We start from the raw sequence: 19,527 nt of genomic DNA, 5'->3' as shown, positions 1-19,527 counted from the left end.
AAATGTAGACGAGAGAAAGAAATTTTTTTATAGAAATTATAATTTTTACATTTTACAATAATGATAGGGAATAGATGAATTCATTTACTTCGGAGGTAGTTATTTGAACATTAATGAGAAGGCAATTGAAATGTTTGAACAAAATAAATATGAGGAAGCAATGGAACTGTTTCAACAAGCAGTACATGAATCTAGAGACGTACAATCTCTCAATAATCTGGCTTGGATGTACTTTTATGAGGAAGAGAATGATGATAAAGCTCTTGAATTAATAAGAGAAGTTGTTAAGTTTAATCCTTCTTCATACTTTCCTTATAACATCTTAGGGGACATTTACATGAAACAAGAAAAATGGACAGAAGCGAAAGAAGCATTACAAAAGTCTATTTCGATTCAACCATCAGATGAAGCATATCATAATGTAGCTGTAGCGCATTATAACCTTGGAGAGCTGGAAAAAGCTTCAGACTTTTTCTTGCGAGTTGCAGGGGATTCGGACTATATCATGTATAGCTATGTAAAATGTTTAATTGATTTAGAACGAACGACAGAAGCAAAAGAGAAGTTAGATACTTTTAACAGGGAATCTGATAATTTTTTAGGGAAAATTAATGTAGCAGATTTATATGTTGAGTTGAATTGCTATAAAGAAGCAATTGAATGGTTCGAAAAGGGATATAAAGAATGCTGGAAAAGTCCTAATTGGATTGGTAGATTTGTGTATGCTCTATATAAAACGAATAATTTCTCCCGTATAAATGAAGTTATACGGGAATGTATCGAAGCGAAAACAGCAGAAATAGAAGATGTTCAGAATGAAGAAGTAGAAGAAAACTGGACAGAAAATGATAAGAAAGAGTTAATTGAGGAATATACAGAAGAGAATAATTGTTATAAAACAATGGTAGAACGTATCAAATCTGGATACGTTCCAGGATTAGAATTTGAAACGGATTTTATAGGTGGGTGCTATTTGTTTGGTTGTAAAAGGCATAATCATCTTGAATATGAACAATAAAAAGATTCGACTGTCACATATGATGGGCGAATCTTTTTATTAATAGAAGAGCCTGAACCATCAAGCTCGTTTGATGGAGAACTAGCTGAGCCGTCTACGAAGTATTATTCTTTATATAAAGCTAGAATGGTGCCGACTACTTTTTATTATTAAAGCTAGAAAGTAAAGTGTTTTTATAAAAGAAGCCTATGATTTCAAATAGATGAAATGATAGGCTTCTTTATTTTAAAAAAATGAGGTCAAAGGTGTACTTTTCTTATAAAAATGCATTTCATATAAAAGGTGTAATTATTTTGGGGAAGGGGGATTGTTGTGCGTCATCATAGAAAGTGCAAAAAATTTGGAGTGGCACTGCCTCTTCCGCTTATAGGAGCAACGGGTCCGACAGGTAATAGTGGTCCAATCGGTCCAACTGGAGGGCATGAAGGTCCTGTTGGTCCTACAGGGGTGACTGGACCGACGGGAGCAACTGGGCCCCAAGGTCCTCAAGGTATCAGGGGGATACAAGGTCCCCGAGGGACAACAGGAGCACAAGGAATACAAGGAGTTATTGGTGATACAGGAGAGCAAGGTATAACCGGCCCAACTGGTTTAACTGGACCACAAGGTTCTCAAGGTAATCAAGGACCTATGGGAGAACGAGGCCCACAGGGAATACAAGGTGTTCAAGGAATACAAGGAGAAAGAGGTCCGACTGGTCCAACTGGTATTCAAGGGATACAAGGAATTCCTGGCCCAATCGGTCCGACCGGTCCAACAGGAATACAAGGCATACAAGGAATGCAAGGAGAAATCGGTCCAACCGGCCCAACAGGAATACAAGGCATACAAGGAGTGCAAGGGGAAATTGGTCCGACTGGACCAACTGGAAATACTGGTATACAAGGTGTGCAAGGTAATTTAGGAGGTAGTGGTTTACAAGGTGTAACCGGAATACAAGGAATACAGGGTCCGATTGGTCCAACCGGTCCAACTGGTTCTCAAGGAATTCAAGGGGAGCAAGGACCAATGGGTCCACAAGGGGAAACTGGTGTTCAAGGTTTACAAGGTCCCCAGGGAGAAATGGGGCAGGTAGGTCCAACAGGAATACAAGGAATACAAGGAGTGCAAGGTGTAATCGGTCCGACTGGTCCAACCGGTTTACAAGGTGATCCAGGTCCAACCGGCCCAACAGGAGCCACTGGGATAACTGGTCCGACAGGTTCTGCAACTGGCCCGACTGGAGCAACCGGTCCAACTGGTCCACCAGGAGGTCCAACTGGTCCAACCGGTCCAGCAGGATCACCAGGGGGTCCAACTGGTCCGACTGGAGCAACAGGGGCAACAGGAGCGACCGGAGCAACAGGAGCGACTGGAATTCAAGGGGTACAAGGAATACAGGGACCGACCGGAGCAACTGGTGTAACAGGTTTGCAAGGAGTACAGGGACCGATGGGGGCAACGGGTCCAACGGGTGATCAAGGCATTCAAGGTCCACAAGGGATACAAGGAGTAACCGGTCCGACTGGTCCGCAAGGTCTACAAGGAATCCAAGGCCCAATCGGCCCAACCGGTCCAACCGGCGAGGCGGGAGCAACGGGTCCTCAAGGTCCACAAGGAATTCAAGGACCACAAGGAGCAACCGGTCCAACTGGAGCAACCGGCGAGGCGGGAGCAACGGGTCCTCAAGGTCCACAAGGAATCCAAGGACCACAAGGAGCAACGGGGCAGGCTGGAGCAACCGGCCAGACGGGAGCAACGGGTCCTCAAGGTCCACAAGGAATCCAAGGTCCACAAGGGATAACGGGTCCAACAGGAGTAACGGGCCAGACGGGATTGACTGGTGCAACTGGACCGACCGGAATACAAGGCATACAAGGAATAACAGGAGCGACAGGGGGAACAGGAGTAACAGGCCCAACAGGAGCAACAGGATCATCTGCTATATCGACAGGTGGCGGATATTTCTTTTCTACATCAACAAGCACAATTGCAGCAAATGCCAACATCCCAATTAATTCTGGATCCACTGTATATGGAACTGGTGTATCTTTAACTAGTGCTACGACAGTCACAGTAACGACGCCAGGAATATATTTAGTAAGCTACTATTTTCAAGGGGATGCAAATGGTGGGAATGAGACAGTATCTGTTAGATTGCTATTAAATGGAACGCAACTAACAGGGAGTTTTATACAAAACGTAACGACATCAACTGTAGTAATCGAACCAGCCATTTCAAATACACTTCTTGTGAATGTGACGAGTGCCAATTCAACATTAATATTACAAAATGGCCCGTTAGGTGTAGGGCATGTGACTACTATAGCAGGTGCGATTACAGCAAGCTTAAATGTAGTGAGAATTTTATAAAGAATATAAAAAACACAAGGAATGTCTTTGTAAGACACACCTTGTGTTTTTTAATATTAAATAAACATTTTCTTTATCTTTTCGGTTGAAAAATATGCTGAAAGAAGTATTTGTGATGTAAGTTATCTACAACCTTATTTGCTTGATATGTGCGTTGTTTTTCAATTCGAAGTCTTTGCTCCATCATTTTTATTGCGTGATCAGATAAACGTAACATAATACATTCTCCTTTTCTATAAATATAGGTGACTATTTGATATCGATCCCATATTTATAATTAAGGAGGCAAAATGTGTAACATAGGCAAAAAGCACCTTCCTCTCCCATTACGCTTACGAGGTTAGCTGTCGGACTCGGGAAGTGAGAGTTTCCCTACTTAAAAAAGATTCGCCCCAAGTAGCATAGCTACAAAAATGGTTCCCCCGCTCCAAAATTTGGACTCAGCAAAAGGTTTTATAAAGTAAAAAATAACATAAAGGAGCGAACAAGTCAAATTATTTTGTGTATTCTGTCTTTTTTAATTGCGTAAGAATCATACCGTCAGGAAGTATTGTATCTGATACTGTAATGAATCCGTGTTTTTTATATAAAGTAATAGCAGGGGTATTCGCTTTACCTGTTTGTACAATGTATGCCATTGAAGAGGGAAACATGTTAAATATATAAATTAGGAGTTTCGTTGCGATTCCTTTTTGAAAAAAATCGGGCGATACAACTAACCTGTGGATATCGATTAGTTTTTCTTCTTGTACAAAAGAAATAAAACCGACAAGTTTATTTTCAGAAAAATATCCATAGAATGTTTCAACGCAATTTTGAATATCGTTTACAGTATCATATAAACGAGGTATGGCAGTACTATTTAAGTAGTCTGCTTCAACTTTATAAGCTGGAATTTGAACCTGTAAAATGGATGTTGCTACTTCAAAAGAAGTGGAATTTAACTTAAGAATCATAGACAATGAAGCCTCCTTTAAATATGGTATATGAATATAATTGCTTTATGGGTGAGTTTGACAATATTTTTCTTTTTTGCATATAATATATGTATCTCCATATGTAAAATAGTAGTAAATATATTTCTATAGTGAAATATGATTAGCAATGATAAATACATATGTTTGTATTGAATCATACAAACTATAATAGAAATGGAGGACTAAAAATGGGATGGATTATCACATTAATAGTTGGTGCTATTATAGGTGCAATTGCTAGTTCTATAACAGGTAAAAATTTCCCAGGTGGTATGTTCGGAAATATTATCGCAGGTTTATTAGGTGCTTCGTTAGGTGGTAGATTATTTGGATCCTTTGGGCCATCATTTGGTGGGATTCATGTCGTGCCGGCATTATTAGGTGCAATCGTGTTAATTCTTATTGTATCATTTGTAGTGAAAGCTGCAAGGAAATAGAGATATAGATTATGATGAAGAGCCCTGAATAAGGGCTTTTCATCATTCGAAGAGGTGGTTTCATTGGAGAAAATAAATATAAGAAAAAGAGATAAGTTAAGAAAGTTTTTTAGAGAACAAAATTATTTGGCGGTATTACTTGGATTTGCGTTATTGTTCATTAATATTTTATTGCTAACAAAAATATCATTTGTTTTTACACCGTTTATCGTATTTTTAAAAACAATTTTCTTCCCAGTACTATTAGCAGGCGTGCTATTTTATATTTTGCATCCATTCGTTTCGCTTTTAGAAAAGAAAGGTGTTTCAAGAATCGTATCGATAGCTTCCATATATTTAATCGTACTAGGATTATTTGTATTTTTAGTTGTAACGGTTATCCCTATTATTAAAGATCAAATTGATGCATTAATTGATAACTTACCGTATTTTGGCCATGAGATTGAACAAGCAGCACGTAGATTCGGGGAAAGTAATTTACTCGGTAAAATTCAGGAGAATTTAAATATTAATGTTGCGAATATGGTAAAAGAATACACAGTTGATTTTACAAAGTCATTATCATCAGTAACTGGGAATGTAACTGGATTTTTGAGTACTGTTACAGAGGTTGTTTTGACATTTGTAATGGTTCCATTTATATTGTTCTATCTTTTAAAAGATGGTGAGCAATTGCCGAATCACTTTTTAAAGTTTATTTCAGAGCAAAGACAACCAGCAGCAATGAGAATACTAGATGATATGCATTATGCGATTAGCTCGTATATTAGAGGTCAAATTATCGTCAGCTTATTTATCGGTATTATGCTATTAATTGGTTATCTTATTATTGGTATTAAATATGCGGTATTACTTGCGATTTTAGCGATGATTGTAAATATCGTTCCGTACGTAGGACCAATTATCGCGATTACACCAGCGTTAATTATCGCATTTATCGACTCGCCAGCAATGGTGTTAAAAGTAATTATCGTTATGATGGTTGTACAATTAGCAGAAGGTAAATTTATTTCTCCGCAAGTTATGGGTAAAAAGTTAGATATTCATCCGATTACTATCATTTTTATCATTTTAACTGCCGGAAACTTATTCGGGATTATGGGCATTATTTTAGCCATTCCAGGATATGCGATATTAAAAGTGTTAGTTACACACGGTTATAGATTTGTTAAGTTGAATACATGAAAAAAAAGAGCTAAAACAGTGGGAACTGTTTTAGCTCTTTTTTATTAACAATTCATTTGCATATTGGCGCGCCCATTGATCCGCTTCTAATATAGCATCTAGTGAAGGATCTTTTACGTTATGATGAGCTTCAACTGTTTTGTAAATTGTTTTTTCAATATCGAAAAAGGAAATTTCATTTTTTAAGAATAGCGCATTCGCAATTTCATTTGCTGCATTTAATACAGCGGGAGTAGTACCACCGATTTTGCCACATTCATATGCGTATTGTAGACAAGGGAACTTCTCTAAATCTGGTTTTTCAAAATGTAAACTACCGATTTCTAATAAATTTAATTTTTCATAGGAAGAAGGTAGCCGAGTAGGATAGTGAAACGCATATTGAATCGGCATTCTCATATCAGGAGCACCGAGCTGTGCCATAACTGATCCATCAATAAATTCTACTAAAGAATGAATGATACTTTCTTTATGAATCATTACATTAATTTTTTCATATGGAATATCAAATAGCCATCTCGCTTCCATTACTTCGAACCCTTTATTCATTAATGTGGCAGAATCAATCGTTAGTTTTGCGCCCATTAACCAGTTTGGGTGCTTTAAAGCATCTTTTGCTTGTAATGTTTGCATTTCATCACGTGTTTTATCACGGAAAGCACCACCGGAAGCTGTTACAATTAACTTCTCAATCTCTTTATTATTTTCTCCGTTTAAACATTGGAAAATAGCTGAATGCTCACTATCTACTGGAATTAAGCGACATCCGTTTTGTTTCGCTAGTTCAGTTACGATATGTCCAGCTGCAACCAAAGTTTCTTTATTAGCAATAGCGATATCTTTCTTCGCTTTTAATGCTTCAATTGTTGGAAGTAATCCTGAAACACCTACAACAGAGCTTAATACAAGATTTGAATCAGGGTGAGTAGCTACTGCAATGAAGCCATCAGTCCCGTGTGTGATTTTTGTATTTGCTGAAATACGCGTACGAAGCTTGTCTGCTAAGTCTTTTGTCGCAACGCTTACAATACGAGGTTGAAACGTTTTGATTTGTTGCTCAAGAAGATCGATATTATAATTTGCGGTTAAACCGACGATTTTAAAATGTTCAGGATGAGCTGAAACGACATCTAATGCAGATGTGCCGATGGATCCTGTTGAACCTAAAATTGATATATATTTTACCATGAAAAAACCTCCAAAGTTGTTTCGAATATTTCAACAAACCTATATAACATTAGACAATTGAAGTGGAAATTCCTGCTATATAAAATAGAAAATTAGGGTTTGTTTGGAAGTGAAATGTGATAAACTGTAAAAAATAACGAAAAAGCAATGAAAGAGAAGAGTACATATTCGAAACTTTTCAGAGAGCTGATATGTGGTGAGAATCAGTAAGGGATGAATATGGAATGGGCTCTGGAGCTTCTAACTGAAATGAGTAGGTAAAGACGGTTACTTCACGTTATTGAAGTATGAAGTGAGCTAATGATAGCTAATTAAGGTGGTACCGCGGGAGTCTCTCGTCCTTTTTTAAGGATGAGGGGCTCTTTTTATTTTGAGAAAGGAGGAGTTAGTGTGAGTGAAAAAATAATGTTAACAGGAATTAAGCCGACAGGTTATCCGCATTTAGGGAATTATATTGGTGCGATTAAACCTGCATTACAAATGTCAAAGAATAATGAAGGAAGAGCATTGTACTTTATAGCTGATTATCATGCATTAAATGCTGTGCATGATTCAGAAAAGTTCAGCAGTTATACGAAAGAGGTAGCAGCTACTTGGTTATCGCTTGGACTTGGGGAAGATGTTGTTTTTTATCGGCAAACAGAAGTACCGGAAATTCTAGAATTAGCTTGGATTTTAGCTTGCCTAACTCCGAAAGGTCTTATGAACCGTGCTCATGCGTATAAAGCGAAGGTGGAGCAAAATAAAGAAGCAGGGTTAGAGGTCGATGCGGGAGTGAATATGGGGTTATATACGTACCCGATTTTAATGGCAGCTGACATATTATTATTTCAAGCTACTCATGTACCAGTTGGAAAAGACCAAATTCAGCATATTGAAATCGCGCGTGATATTGCGACGTATTTTAATCATACATTTGGCACGACATTTACACTACCGGAGTATGTCATACAAGAAGAAGGAGCTATTTTACCTGGTCTTGATGGAAGGAAAATGAGTAAAAGTTACGGAAATGTAATCCCATTATTTGCAGAGCAAGAAAAACTACGAAAATTAATATTTAAAATCAAAACAGATTCTTCACTTCCAAATGAACCGAAAGAACTAGAAACCTTATTTACAATTTATAAAGAATTTGCGACAGAAGACGAAGTACAGTCATTACGTGAAAAATATGAGACTGGAATCGGATGGGGCGATGTGAAAAAAGCGTTGTTTCGCGTTGTAGATCGAGAGTTAGCTGGACCTCGTGAAAAGTACGCAATGTATATGAATGAGCCGGATTTATTATATGAAGCATTAGAAAACGGTGCTGAGAAGGCACGCGCTATTGCGAAGATAAATTTAGCAGAAATTAAAAAACGGATTGGATTTGAGAGGGGGCGCTGAGCGTTCCCTCGTTTTTCGATATCAATTATTCTTCATATCGATACATAGAGCAAGGAGTTCGCACTTCTTTTCCGAACTTATTAGTTGCATATATGAAAAAGTATGATAATATAGGGTTACTTATTAAACGTGTTTAATAAGTTTAATTAAAGGTACTTATTAAAGGTGTTTAATAAGTGAATCTCATTCAATAAAAAAGGAGATGAATGTATGAAAACGGAGAAAGAAAAGATGGTGGCAGGAGAAATGTATATTGCGGATGACGAAGAATTGGTGGCTGATAGGGTGGAGGCAAAACGTTTAACACGCCTTTATAACGAGGCGATGGAGACAGGAGATGAGAGGCGTTTTACGTTATTAAATCAGCTTTTAGGTTCTTCAACTGATGGGAAAGCACAAATTAATCCTGATTTTCGTTGTGATTACGGCTACAATATTCATGTCGGAAAGAGCTTTTTCGCAAATTTCAATTGTGTGATTTTGGACGTTTGTGAAGTTCGAATCGGTGATAATTGTATGTTTGCACCTGGTGTTCACATTTATACTGCTACTCATCCATTACATCCGGTGGAACGAAACTCTGGCAAAGAATATGGAAAACCGGTAAAGATAGGTAACAATGTTTGGGTTGGCGGAGGCGCTATTATTAACCCTGGTATTTCAATTGGAGATAATGTTGTAATTGCTTCAGGGGCAGTTGTGACAAAAGATGTACCTAATAATGTAGTTGTTGGTGGTAACCCAGCTAAAGTTATTAAAACGATAGAAGAGTAAAAGGTGTTTCATATGAAGAAAGATTTTGCGGAAAATGATACAAAGACGCTACTTGCCTCTCGAAATGCTCTATTCCTCTTATTTGCTTTGCCAGGTGTGGCATTTGCTACATGGATTTCTAGAACAGCAGCTACTCGAGATATTTTAGCAGTGTCAAATGCAGAAATGGGCTGGATTTTGTTCGGATTATCTGTCGGTTCAATAATTGGTTTACTAAGTGCAAGTCATTTTATTGACGGTAAGGGAGCTAGAGACGTTATTATAGGCAGTATGTTTTTTATGATTGTTGGATTGCTTTGTTTAGGTATTACTATTTATTTTGTTTCTAGTATGGGGGCTTTTGGTAGCTTACTAGTATTTGGAGTAGGATATGGATTAGCAGAAGTCGCATTGAATGTAGAAGGTTCTGCCATTGAGCAGAAATTAGGAACAACTCTTCTTCCGAAATTCCATGGCTTTTTTAGTATAGGAACTTTAGTAGGCGCGCTCAGTGGTTCTGCCGCCATCTCGCTTCACATCCCAATTCTGTATCAATTTCTTGCGATTTCGGTCATGTTTGTATTACTTGTATGTATGTTGTATCGTTTTCTTCCGCATGGGACAGGAAAGAAGGAGAAATCGCGAAACAAAAAGCGAGCGAAACATACTTCTTTACGGATGGAAAAAAAGGTGCTTTTACTTGGTCTTTTTGTGCTTGGAATGGCATTTGCAGAAGGAAGTGCAAATGATTGGTTACCTATTGTGATGGTAGATGGACATGAGCAAAGTGTAGTAACAGGTTCTATTATGTACACTATTTTTGTATTGGCAATGACATTAGCTCGAATGTGCAGTAGTTATTTTCTTGATCGATTCGGTCGTGTCGCGGTTATGCGTGCTACTATTATGATGGCGATTATAGGAATGACAATCGTCATATTTGGGAGTAACTCATATTTTCTAGCACTTGGTGTAGTACTGTGGGGGATTGGTGCCGCGTTAGGTTTCCCGATTGGGCTTTCTGCTGCTGGAGATGACAGTGAAAATGCGACTTCTAATGTTGCTGCAGTTTCTATCATCGGTTTTACAGCGTTTTTAGTCGGACCACCATTTTTAGGAATACTTGGAGAAGCATTCGGAATACGTAATGCTTTGCTAGCTGTTTTATTATTTGTTATCTTGTCTGGAATTGTATCGTCTGTTATGAGAGAGAATGCATCGATTTAAATACGGAGTGCCGCTAGTAGAAATATATCATCTCTATTGCTTTAGAAAATGATGTATGATATATTGTCAACGCAACTTATTAAAAGTGTTTAATAAGTATGTTGATTAAGGTGGTGAGCGATTTGAGTGAACAATTTGTTACTCAAAAATCGATTAAAGAGACGATCCTTCGCGGCATTCGTACAGCTCTTCTAGAGCGAGGTAGTGCAACGAAAGTTGAACTTAGTAATACATTAGAAATCAGTTTTCCAACGATAAGTAAATTTATAGAAAAAATGAAACAAGACGGTGAAGTCACTTTAGCCGGTTTAGATGATTCAAGTGGTGGAAGAAGAGCAAAACGATATGAATATAATCCAGAATATATGTTAGGTTTAGCGATATTTTTAGAAAAAAATGAGACGAACTATACAATTTTTAACTGTTTAGGGGAAGTAAAAGAACAAGGTAGTACTTCAAGTGCATTAATCGATACGGGTCTAAGTGTATTGACAGAACATATAGAAAGTCTTATAGCTACGTTTCCAAAGATAAGTTCAATCTCAATTGGTGTTCCTGGTGCTGTCGATAATGGGCGTATTTTCTATATTCCTGGATATGAAAAGTTCCAAAATTTTAATTTGAAAAGTCACTTGGAGGAACTGTTTTCTATACCAGTAGTAATAGAAAACGATATGAATGCTGCAGTACTCGGCTATCATAAAAATACTGGAAACAATGAAAATTCCTCTCTTGTATATTTGTATTCAGGTCAAAATGGCCCAGGTGCGGGGATTATGGTAAATGGAGATGTCGTACGCGGAAGCACATTTTTCTCAGGAGAGATATCTTTCGTCCCGCAGTACGATAATAAAAATTTCTTGCAAGCTTTGAGAAGTGAAGATTCGAATAATCCAGAGGAATATAATATAGATGCTATTACTCGTTTAATAGCTACATGTATAGCTATTATTAACCCTCATGGATTCATCTTCTGTGATGATGAAGTGAACCAAATTGTAATAGATCAGATTGTAAAAAGTTGTCCGCAGTACATTCCGGCAGAACATATTCCGAAAATAACAGTGAGCAACTGGAAAGAAGATTATTTATATGGGTTAAAAAGCCTTGGACTTGATCTTATGATTACGAGAACAAATAAAGAAAATTAAATGTACTGGCAATGAAGCATCCAATTGCCAGTTGAATAACATAAAAGAAAAGGTGTCGATTATGAAAATTGAACATGTAGCAATTTGGGTGAATGATTTAGAAAGAATGCGTGATTTTTATAAACAGTACTTCGGTGGTGAGGAAAATAGCTTATATCACAATCCGAAAAAGCAGTTTGAATCTTATTTCATAACTTTTGAAGGCGGTGCGCGTCTAGAACTTATGAAGCAGGTAGGGATAGACGAGAAAGTACAAACACAAACAATAGGATATGCGCATATTGCTTTTTCAGTAGATAGTAAAGAAAAAGTGAACGAATTAACTAATACATTAAGAGAAGCAGGATACTCAGTGTTAAACGGGCCGCGTACTACAGGGGATGGTTATTATGAAAGTGTAGTAAGTGATCCTGAAGGAAATCAGATTGAGATAACAATCTAACATTATATTTACTAATAATTGATAAAAAATAAAATTTTGTTGTTCCCCAAAATGTGTACGAGAAACCTATTATTTCTGCAGAAAGGGGACATAATGTTGAGTGAAATCATTTTTATTTTCTGTATATATCCATTGCTTGTTTGTATTGTTTCAATAGCTGGAGCATATAAAGTAGGTACATTTTATGTGATGCCAATAGTAACATTTCTTATTTTTCTTATGTTAAATGTTACAGTGCACGATCCAGCATTTTTCTTTTGGGTGGGCATGTATACTATTCTTTCATTTATTGTTTCTTATATAACTATCCTTTTTATAAAGGGATATAAAGTTGTAAAAAGAGAGCGTTAATATCATTTTGGGAAAATAGGGATTTACGGTGAACGATAACAACCTCATTTCACGTTGTAATGACGGGAAATGAGGTTGTTTGATTTCTATTTTTTATTGGAGTGATGAAAATCGCGAAGAATCTTCTCAATGACTGGATGAAGAGTACTAGGTAACTCATCAAGCGGAAAGAAACGTAATTCTTTTGACTCAGTTTTATCACATACAAGCTCCCCATAAAATTCTCGGCAAATATAAACAACGAGTACACCGTGTACTTGATCGCCATTTGGATAGATTTGAAAGAAATCTGGTCCTGAGTATGTACGGAATAGTTCTGGATTTTTAATAATAAGTCCAGTTTCTTCAAACACTTCTCGTTTTAAAGCATCTTCTAACGTTTCGTTATATTCTAAGGCACCGCCAATAATGCCCCAGCGGTTAAAATCTGTACGGAGCTGCAGCAATGCTTCATCTTTTTCATTTAATATAATGGCGTGTGATCCTATTAGAATAAGTGGATGATTTCCTACTAGATTTCTCATATCTTCAATATAACCCATGTCATTGCTCCTTGTATTTAATAATAGTTAGGAAGTTCTTTTAACATTCTTTCTGTTTTACGTGCTGTAAAGGCTAAGTTATGGTCATCTTTCGTTCTGAAAAATAATGTGCGTAAAAAGGTTTTAATATTGGCACATAAAATACAATACTCATTAAGCGAAAGGCGTTTTCTAATTTGAGGAAGCCTTTTTATTTTTTTATGAATAATAGAAATTAAATCGTTCTGAGGAAAATCATGATACAGCATTGCTAGTAATGGAGTAACAATGCGTTCATCTTCGTTATTATGAAAAAGGTCAGATGGAATAAAGATTTTATTTAATAAACAATGAATTAATTCTTCGTACCATTCAAAAGTTGTATACGTATTATGAACAATTTCAGTAAAGGCATCAGATACATGAGCAAGACAATGAGCCCATCCTTTATTTTCAATATAGCCCCGAAAATCCGTTTCTAAGTTTGTGTATGTAATGAGTTTATTTTTTATTTCTTCGATATCCTCCTCTGTACAAAAGTAGTGCGAATTAGCGAATTGGAGTATTAACGCAATTAACGAAACAGTGTAAGAACGTGTGAAAACCCCATCTGTATGTGGGGAGTAAATGTCACAATATAAATACTCATCACTTAAACAAGTTTGCAGAAGTAATTTCAGCTGATCGTCCATAAGGAATTCATGATGAATGAAATGCGCAAAACATTTATATATAAGTTGGTAACGAACGTAGCTATCAGTCGTTCCGATATACTGAAGCATGTTCAAAGTTAACTCATTTACGTCTATATGTTGCAGTTGCGTGTAGTCATTTTGTTGTATAAGCTCTAACTGTTGTTGCAATGCTGTAATATCCAATGGAGAACCTCCTCCGCACTTTAAAGATGCGATCTTTTCTAGTATTCTATATATTCAAGGACAATCCTGCTCATGCAAGGAGAACGATTAGAAATTCGAGTATGATATAGATGAGGGAAGAATATGACGACGATAGAACAGTTAGAAAAACATTTTAAAATAAGAAGAAGTGCTTCTTCTATTATGATAAAAGAAAATAATGCAGCGGTTTTTACAGAAGAGCAATTAGAAGAGATGGTGCAATATTACGTTGCTGAAGCTGAAAAAGATGGATTAGAAAAACTACATTTTGAAATCTCTTCAAAAAGTCCAAATTATGATGTGTATAAAAAATGTTTTGAAACGTATTCATTTGAATATGTTACGGAAAACATGATTGTATTTAAAGATATATACGAAGTAGAAGATGTAGAAAGTGAAATTGATTTTAAGCTTATTGAAGAAGTTGGAGAAGAGGCTTTTTATTCACTGTGGAATGAAGCAACGGGAGAACCAGTCGCTCATGATCAATTTGTGCATATGATGCTAGAAGAAATTGGTGAGCAGTGGAAAGAACATTGTTTAATAGCGAGTGTAGGTGAAGAGCCGATAGGAATTGTAATTCCACATATTGAAAGAGGTGCGTTAGAAGAAGGGAAACTTATGTACTTCGCAGTTACTCCAAATATGCGTAATAAGGGATATGAAGCTGCGTTATTTGCAGGTGCGATGTTTGTCTTAAAGGAAATAGGTGCATCTTATTATATTGGTGAGACAAATATGCAAAATGAGTGGATGAAGGATGTTTTTGAAAAGAACGGATGTCAGCTGCTTAGTTCAACTGAGAGATATGTGAGAAAGTTTTAGGAGGATGAATGATGTATACTCTCGAACTCGTATAGCGGGAGGGGACTATATATGTTAAAGCAATCCATGCATTCATTCGTGTTATTGTATCCAAATGTATTGTTAGAAGGCTGGAATGTTGAAAAAGTTTCAGAACGTTATGAAGGTGAAAAGTGGGGAACTTTTTGGTTTCAGGTTGTTACTCCAACTGGGATGTTTCGAGTAAAGGAATTTTTTCTCGATATAATGGAACCAGTATTTCCGGATAGCTGTATTTCTCAAGCAAAAGGAGATTGTTTTCAATATAAAGGGCTTGTGTATTGGAAAGGTGTAAATTATAAAGGAAAAGAAAGTTACGTTACATCTATATGGAAAACACAAGTTGAAATTTCTGTTGATCATGGATATGTAAACCAAGACGAAATGGAACGATTTCTATTTGAATTACAACCAGTAAATATGGAGCTTGGGAAAACGATATTACATACATCATTTCACTTATTAAGCTTTCAAGCGAAGAGAAGTGAAATGGGTGAGATAGGAAGATGTAGAGAGTGGAATGCTCCAGATGACGTATCCTATGTAAATTTGTTAATTCATGAAAAACTAAATTGGAAACTTGAATCGGTCGGTTTCGGAAATGACGAAACGCAGTATGTATACTGGGACGAAGTTAATAAACTATATGCACTTTGGGTTTGTAGACATAAAAACAAAGCGTATTATCCTATTTCTTCATGGACAATGAACTATGGCCCAAAACAAATTATAAACGGGTTAGAGTTTTATTCGCACCCTAATCGCGGAACAGTTGTATACGAAGATTTAGGTAATGAACAAATCGCATACGTATTTCGCGGTAATCCATGTACAAATTTTGAACAAGTAAAAGAACTTTTTGCCTGTTTGTAAGATAAAAAGAAAAATGAGAACGACAAAGTAGATATTTGTATAATACAATAGAGTGAGATTCGATTATAAGAGAAAGCGTTGGTGAAAGAATGGAGCAGCAAAGAAATTGGCTACAAGCAACTGTAGAAAGAATTGAAGATAATACGTTACAAATAAAGTGGGAAAATAATATAGAAGAAGTTCGTATTTATTGGAGTACTTCACCAGATCATATTGAAGAAAATGGAGAACTACTTGCAACTGTAAATGGAGGATTATCATATACAATTGAAAACCCGAGTGAAAATGAACGTCCATATTTTAGACTAGTAGGAAGTAATGGACAAGCAGTGACAGTAGCTGAGCGTAGATTGCCATTACAAGGTGCGTTTAACTTCCGTGATATGGGTGGATATGAAACGACAGATGGACGTAAAGTGAAATGGGGCAAATTATACCGTTCTGAAGAATTAGCAGGACTAACAGAGTGGGATATCGACTATTTACAAAAGTCTGGTTTAAAGTTAATTTGTGACTATCGTACAGACTTTGAGGTAAAGCATAAGCCAAATCCTGAGATTACAGGTGCTCGTCAAGTGTGCTTACCAGTTATGCAAGACTTAGCGAAAGACTTAAATATAAATGAGTTTTTCCAAGTTGGTGACCTTTCTATGTTAGGAAAACCAGGTGAGTATCTTGTGAAAATGAATCAAGATTTCGTAAGTGGTAACGAGGCGTTCGTAAGCTTCTTAAACTTAGCGCAAAACCCGGAAAACTTACCGTTAGTAAACCATTGTACAGCTGGGAAAGACCGTACTGGATTTGGATCAGCATTATTATTACTTTTACTAGGTGTACCAGAGAAAACAGTAATGGAAGATTATTTACTAAGTAACGGTTTCCGTGAAAAGTTAAACGAGAAAATGATGGTCTTTTTAGGTGCAAAACTACAAAACGATGAGAGTAGAGAGATATTAGGTGCGATGTTTGAAGCACGTGCTGAATACTTGCAAGCTGCGATTGGTGAAATTCAAAAGCAATACAGATCAGTTGAAGCATACGCTGAAAGGGCCCTTGGCTTTACGAAAGAGTCGTTAGAGGAAATGAAAGAGTTATTGCTAGAAGATTAATAATGAGAAGGAGGCTGAGCGAATTAGCCTCCTTTTACTTATAGCGTAGTTGAAAATAGAAGATAATGGTGTATTCAATAAAGAGCAGGTTAAGCGCCTCATAATGAAATATATAAACTTATATTACTATCGTGTTATTATGTTAAGTGACGGTAAAGTCGTGTGATTTATAATGATTTCTATAATGAACTATAGGGAAAAAGCAAGAAAATGTCTATGTATTTGATGGAGGGTTATCATAATAGAAAGGAAATTAGGAGATGGGGAAATCAATAAAAAGTGAATTAATAGGATTGTTTACCTTTAATGAGACATGTAAAGCATATCAGCAAAAAAATGGGGAAATACATTGGCAATTGGATATTAGAAATGAATATATAGATGTTAATGAGATGATTAAAAGGGCAGAGAAGCTTTTTTTATGTATAGAAGAATTTGATAAAAAGGCTAAAGTAGCCATAGCAGAAAAATTGATAAATTACAAAAATGATTTTTGGCCTGAGTATGATGAGAATGATGAACATTTAAATTGGGATGCTGTAGATGCAGGAGAATATGATATAACGAAAGAAAAATTTGCAAAAGCAATTACGCTCTATGAAATTGAAATTAGAGAAAATGATATATACTGTGAATATCATGATGGAGATTTGTTTGGTGGACACATGATACATGCCTATTTTAATAATGATTATAAGTTATTAAACGCAGAGGTGTAGTTTTAGTTATATAAAAATTGAATTAAAGTGTGCTTTAGTTAAAAGAATTAAATAAATTTTAAACAATGAGAACGAAGCTTTTAAAATAGGAATTGAGGAGAACATCATGAAATACAAAGTTATATTATTCGACGTAGATGATACATTATTAGATTTCCCTGAAACGGAAAGACACGCATTACATAATGCGTTTGTACAGTTTGGTATGTCTACAGGGTATAATGATTATCTTGCAAGTTATAAAGAGATTAGTAATGGATTATGGAGAGATTTAGAAAATAAAATGATTACGCTAAGTGAATTAGCCGTAGAGCGATTTAGACAATTATTTGCAATGCATAATATAGACGTAGATGCGCAGCAATTTAGTGATGTATACCTTGAAAATTTAGGGAAGGAAGTACATCTTATAGAAGGCGCAGTACAATTATGTGAAAATCTACAAGATTGCAAGTTAGGTATTATTACGAATGGATATACGAAGGTGCAACAATCAAGAATCGGAAATTCGTCTTTATGTAATTTCTTTGATCACATTATTATTTCTGAAGAAGTTGGTCATCAAAAACCAGCACGTGAGATTTTTGATTATGCGTTTGAGAAGTTTGGGATTACTGATAAATCAAGCGTACTAATGGTTGGAGATTCGTTAACTTCTGATATGAAAGGCGGAGAAGATTACGGCATTGATACGTGTTGGTATAATCCGAGTTTGAAAGAAAACGGGACAGATGTTAACCCGACTTATGAAGTGGAGAGTCTGCTACAAATTTTAGAAATTGTAGAAGTGGCGGAAGAAAAGGTAGCTTCATTTTAATTGTGCTGATATTTGTCGAAAAATCGATATATTGAAAAAATCGTTGATATATTGTAAGTTGTGATAGATATATTGTAAGTTGTGATAGATATATTTGAAAAATCGTTGATATATTGTAAGTTGCGATAGATATATTTGAAAAATCGCTCATATAAATTCATATACTAAGCTATAGAACAAAAAAATAGAGCTACTATACAAGGTCATTCACGTGTTATAATGCGTGAATTAAATATGCGTATATAAATAGTTTCCTAGCGTGATGCGATGTCATGTATGATTAGTGTAACAACTAGAGGTGAATAAAGGATGTTAACGTTTTTATTTGAGTTAGACAAGAATCTCCCGCAGAAGGATGAGCCACGGTATGATGCTTATTCAAAGGGCTTTATCGAAGGAGATGTAACGATTTGCGCGAGTGACAGCGTATTTTTTCAAAAATCATGTATGAAGGTTGCAGAGCTGGGGATTTATTTAGGTCAGTGGATGGAACAAGTTCAACATGGGCAGAACGTGCCTATGAAATATGAAATGGCTGACCGTGAAGAGGTAATTCTTAGTTTCTTCTACGAAGAGGATCATAATCAATGGAATGTTTTTTCCAGCTGGCAAGAATTTGAACTTCAAGAGCGTATAGCTACTACAACATTAATAGAGAGTGTTCAACGCTATTTGTATGAGTTAAATAAAGAACTGCGCATGATAGAATATCCTGTGACGTTTGATCAGTACTTAAGAGGAGAGCGAATGATGCAGCTCTCTTACAAACGACCGTGTGATAGCAAAGCAGATACGACACCGATAGAGGTTTATAATGGAAGTGAGCAAGTAGGTGTAGTAAGGGGCTATTATAAAAATACGCTGATGAGAGTGCTGGATTTTATTCCGAAAATTGGTAGTAATATTATTTATGAAATAAAGGATAGTAAGGACAATATTCGCGTCATTGCAAAGGATGTAAGTAGGCAGCGCCAAAGAAGGATTTTAGTAATGTACAAAGATAATCATGATGCAGAGCATGAAATACTTGTATGTGACGGAAAGTTATTGGATGCAAATTTCTTATTTACCTTTACATATAAGGCAGAAGAATACGTTGTTCATAAAACTTCATTTGGAATGGGAAAATTATTACGAAAAGGCTATGTAATTGCAGATTGGAATATTCGTCTTGAGGAAGATATGTATTACATTGAGATGAATGTATATGATGGAGATTACATGGAGGATCAATACTTACTATTAGGCGTATTTCATGCGGTTTTATATGGATAAT

General features: G+C 36.2%; 21 protein-coding genes, 1 pseudogene, 1 riboswitch and 1 other annotated feature. Of the genes and pseudogenes, 17 read left to right on the top strand and 5 right to left on the bottom strand.

Going from position 1 to position 19,527, the window contains the following annotated elements; genetic code table 11:
- Positions 1-103: 103 nt before the first annotated feature.
- The 3 genes and pseudogenes from ACUN13_RS18915 (at position 104) to ACUN13_RS18905 (ending at position 3,370) form a co-directional block, all read left to right on the top strand.
- A complete protein-coding gene (locus ACUN13_RS18915) occupies positions 104-1,018 on the top strand; it encodes a tetratricopeptide repeat protein (RefSeq protein ID WP_445423897.1) in 915 nt (304 codons plus the stop codon).
- Positions 1,019-1,060: 42 nt separating this feature from the next.
- Positions 1,061-1,184 (top strand): annotated as a pseudogene (locus ACUN13_RS18910) (SAM-dependent methyltransferase); the annotation flags it as partial.
- A gap of 140 nt (positions 1,185-1,324) precedes the next feature.
- Positions 1,325-3,370: a collagen-like protein gene (locus ACUN13_RS18905; RefSeq protein WP_445423916.1), complete on the top strand. Its 2,046-nt coding sequence runs from the start codon at positions 1,325-1,327 to the stop codon at positions 3,368-3,370.
- 73 nt (positions 3,371-3,443) lie between these two features.
- Here the strand turns inward: ACUN13_RS18905 and ACUN13_RS18900 are convergent, their stop codons facing one another.
- Positions 3,444-3,587, bottom strand: a complete 144-nt coding sequence (locus tag ACUN13_RS18900) for a hypothetical protein (protein WP_000945243.1) — start codon at positions 3,585-3,587, stop codon at positions 3,444-3,446.
- A gap of 96 nt (positions 3,588-3,683) precedes the next feature.
- Positions 3,684-3,826, bottom strand: a riboswitch (cyclic di-AMP (ydaO/yuaA leader).
- A gap of 38 nt (positions 3,827-3,864) precedes the next feature.
- Positions 3,865-4,326 carry a GNAT family N-acetyltransferase gene (locus ACUN13_RS18895; protein WP_000601228.1) on the bottom strand — a complete coding sequence of 154 codons (462 nt, stop codon included), beginning with the start codon at positions 4,324-4,326 and terminating at the stop codon, positions 3,865-3,867.
- 209 nt (positions 4,327-4,535) lie between these two features.
- Here ACUN13_RS18895 and ACUN13_RS18890 point away from each other — a divergent pair, with 209 nt between their 5' ends.
- Positions 4,536-4,784, top strand: a complete 249-nt coding sequence (locus ACUN13_RS18890; RefSeq protein WP_000539733.1) for a GlsB/YeaQ/YmgE family stress response membrane protein — start codon at positions 4,536-4,538, stop codon at positions 4,782-4,784.
- Between the two features lie 63 nt (positions 4,785-4,847).
- The gene (locus tag ACUN13_RS18885) at positions 4,848-5,969 is read left to right on the top strand and encodes an AI-2E family transporter (RefSeq protein ID WP_000411484.1); all 1,122 of its coding nucleotides are present in this window, start codon (positions 4,848-4,850) and stop codon (positions 5,967-5,969) included.
- Positions 5,970-5,999: 30 nt separating this feature from the next.
- On the opposite strand, the gene ACUN13_RS18880 is transcribed toward ACUN13_RS18885, so the two are convergent.
- Positions 6,000-7,157 (bottom strand): 1-deoxy-D-xylulose-5-phosphate reductoisomerase, encoded by a 1,158-nt coding sequence (locus ACUN13_RS18880; protein WP_257115570.1) that lies wholly within the window; start codon positions 7,155-7,157, stop codon positions 6,000-6,002.
- Positions 7,158-7,295: 138 nt separating this feature from the next.
- Positions 7,296-7,503 (top strand) — a binding site (T-box leader).
- 44 nt (positions 7,504-7,547) lie between these two features.
- On the opposite strand from ACUN13_RS18880, the gene ACUN13_RS18875 reads away from it, so the two are divergent.
- The 6 genes from ACUN13_RS18875 to ACUN13_RS18850 all read left to right on the top strand — a co-directional run bounded on the left by ACUN13_RS18875 (position 7,548) and on the right by ACUN13_RS18850 (position 12,470).
- The gene (locus tag ACUN13_RS18875; RefSeq protein WP_257115569.1) at positions 7,548-8,546 is read left to right on the top strand and encodes a tryptophan--tRNA ligase; all 999 of its coding nucleotides are present in this window, start codon (positions 7,548-7,550) and stop codon (positions 8,544-8,546) included.
- Between the two features lie 210 nt (positions 8,547-8,756).
- Positions 8,757-9,320, top strand: a complete 564-nt coding sequence (locus tag ACUN13_RS18870; protein ID WP_000845631.1) for a maltose O-acetyltransferase — start codon at positions 8,757-8,759, stop codon at positions 9,318-9,320.
- Positions 9,321-9,332: 12 nt separating this feature from the next.
- Entirely contained in the window at positions 9,333-10,526 is a 1,194-nt protein-coding gene (locus ACUN13_RS18865) for an MFS transporter (protein ID WP_226603814.1), read from the top strand.
- Positions 10,527-10,648: 122 nt separating this feature from the next.
- The gene (locus tag ACUN13_RS18860; RefSeq protein WP_000003038.1) at positions 10,649-11,677 is read left to right on the top strand and encodes an ROK family transcriptional regulator; all 1,029 of its coding nucleotides are present in this window, start codon (positions 10,649-10,651) and stop codon (positions 11,675-11,677) included.
- Between the two features lie 61 nt (positions 11,678-11,738).
- Positions 11,739-12,119, top strand: coding sequence for a VOC family protein (locus tag ACUN13_RS18855; RefSeq protein WP_000687573.1), 381 nt, complete (start codon positions 11,739-11,741; stop codon positions 12,117-12,119).
- 96 nt (positions 12,120-12,215) lie between these two features.
- Positions 12,216-12,470 (top strand): YbeF family protein, encoded by a 255-nt coding sequence (locus ACUN13_RS18850; RefSeq protein WP_001289515.1) that lies wholly within the window; start codon positions 12,216-12,218, stop codon positions 12,468-12,470.
- Positions 12,471-12,556: 86 nt separating this feature from the next.
- Here ACUN13_RS18850 and ACUN13_RS18845 read toward each other — a convergent pair whose 3' ends face one another.
- Both ACUN13_RS18845 and ACUN13_RS18840 read right to left on the bottom strand, forming a co-directional pair.
- A complete protein-coding gene (locus tag ACUN13_RS18845; RefSeq protein WP_000540451.1) occupies positions 12,557-13,012 on the bottom strand; it encodes an NUDIX hydrolase in 456 nt (151 codons plus the stop codon).
- A gap of 17 nt (positions 13,013-13,029) precedes the next feature.
- Complete coding sequence (locus ACUN13_RS18840; protein ID WP_000355451.1) at positions 13,030-13,869, bottom strand: DUF2785 domain-containing protein; 840 nt, start codon at positions 13,867-13,869, stop codon at positions 13,030-13,032.
- Between the two features lie 123 nt (positions 13,870-13,992).
- Here ACUN13_RS18840 and ACUN13_RS18835 point away from each other — a divergent pair, with 123 nt between their 5' ends.
- The 6 genes from ACUN13_RS18835 to ACUN13_RS18810 all read left to right on the top strand — a co-directional run bounded on the left by ACUN13_RS18835 (position 13,993) and on the right by ACUN13_RS18810 (position 19,526).
- Positions 13,993-14,715, top strand: a complete 723-nt coding sequence (locus ACUN13_RS18835) for a GNAT family N-acetyltransferase (RefSeq protein WP_000207392.1) — start codon at positions 13,993-13,995, stop codon at positions 14,713-14,715.
- A 51-nt stretch (positions 14,716-14,766) separates the two neighbouring features.
- Positions 14,767-15,606, top strand: coding sequence for a hypothetical protein (locus tag ACUN13_RS18830; RefSeq protein WP_002198007.1), 840 nt, complete (start codon positions 14,767-14,769; stop codon positions 15,604-15,606).
- Positions 15,607-15,695: 89 nt separating this feature from the next.
- Positions 15,696-16,715: a tyrosine-protein phosphatase gene (locus ACUN13_RS18825; RefSeq protein ID WP_445423896.1), complete on the top strand. Its 1,020-nt coding sequence runs from the start codon at positions 15,696-15,698 to the stop codon at positions 16,713-16,715.
- Positions 16,716-16,975: 260 nt separating this feature from the next.
- A complete protein-coding gene (locus ACUN13_RS18820) occupies positions 16,976-17,434 on the top strand; it encodes a DUF2262 domain-containing protein (protein WP_257115566.1) in 459 nt (152 codons plus the stop codon).
- Positions 17,435-17,540: 106 nt separating this feature from the next.
- Positions 17,541-18,251, top strand: a complete 711-nt coding sequence (locus ACUN13_RS18815) for a YjjG family noncanonical pyrimidine nucleotidase (protein WP_409532217.1) — start codon at positions 17,541-17,543, stop codon at positions 18,249-18,251.
- A gap of 309 nt (positions 18,252-18,560) precedes the next feature.
- Complete coding sequence (locus ACUN13_RS18810; RefSeq protein ID WP_257115564.1) at positions 18,561-19,526, top strand: tubby C-terminal domain-like protein; 966 nt, start codon at positions 18,561-18,563, stop codon at positions 19,524-19,526.
- Position 19,527 lies beyond the last annotated feature (1 nt).

It is taken from the genome of Bacillus cereus group sp. Bce041, from assembly GCF_052646455.1.
This window is presented reverse-complemented; position numbering and strand designations above follow the sequence as displayed.

What these genes read in the sequence shown, in the direction of transcription:
- ACUN13_RS18870 (WP_000845631.1), top strand. Translation starts at nt 8,757, where the DNA reads ATGAAAACGGAGAAAGAAAAGATGGTGGCAGGAGAAATGTATATTGCG.
- ACUN13_RS18865 (WP_226603814.1), top strand. Translation starts at nt 9,333, where the DNA reads ATGAAGAAAGATTTTGCGGAAAATGATACAAAGACGCTACTTGCCTCT.
- ACUN13_RS18900 (WP_000945243.1), bottom strand. Translation starts at nt 3,587, where the DNA reads ATGTTACGTTTATCTGATCACGCAATAAAAATGATGGAGCAAAGACTT.
- ACUN13_RS18895 (WP_000601228.1), bottom strand. Translation starts at nt 4,326, where the DNA reads ATGATTCTTAAGTTAAATTCCACTTCTTTTGAAGTAGCAACATCCATT.
- ACUN13_RS18825 (WP_445423896.1), top strand. Translation starts at nt 15,696, where the DNA reads ATGGAGCAGCAAAGAAATTGGCTACAAGCAACTGTAGAAAGAATTGAA.
- ACUN13_RS18810 (WP_257115564.1), top strand. Translation starts at nt 18,561, where the DNA reads ATGTTAACGTTTTTATTTGAGTTAGACAAGAATCTCCCGCAGAAGGAT.
- ACUN13_RS18815 (WP_409532217.1), top strand. Translation starts at nt 17,541, where the DNA reads ATGAAATACAAAGTTATATTATTCGACGTAGATGATACATTATTAGAT.
- ACUN13_RS18855 (WP_000687573.1), top strand. Translation starts at nt 11,739, where the DNA reads ATGAAAATTGAACATGTAGCAATTTGGGTGAATGATTTAGAAAGAATG.
- ACUN13_RS18820 (WP_257115566.1), top strand. Translation starts at nt 16,976, where the DNA reads ATGGGGAAATCAATAAAAAGTGAATTAATAGGATTGTTTACCTTTAAT.
- ACUN13_RS18880 (WP_257115570.1), bottom strand. Translation starts at nt 7,157, where the DNA reads ATGGTAAAATATATATCAATTTTAGGTTCAACAGGATCCATCGGCACA.
- ACUN13_RS18830 (WP_002198007.1), top strand. Translation starts at nt 14,767, where the DNA reads ATGTTAAAGCAATCCATGCATTCATTCGTGTTATTGTATCCAAATGTA.
- ACUN13_RS18845 (WP_000540451.1), bottom strand. Translation starts at nt 13,012, where the DNA reads ATGGGTTATATTGAAGATATGAGAAATCTAGTAGGAAATCATCCACTT.
- ACUN13_RS18835 (WP_000207392.1), top strand. Translation starts at nt 13,993, where the DNA reads ATGACGACGATAGAACAGTTAGAAAAACATTTTAAAATAAGAAGAAGT.
- ACUN13_RS18890 (WP_000539733.1), top strand. Translation starts at nt 4,536, where the DNA reads ATGGGATGGATTATCACATTAATAGTTGGTGCTATTATAGGTGCAATT.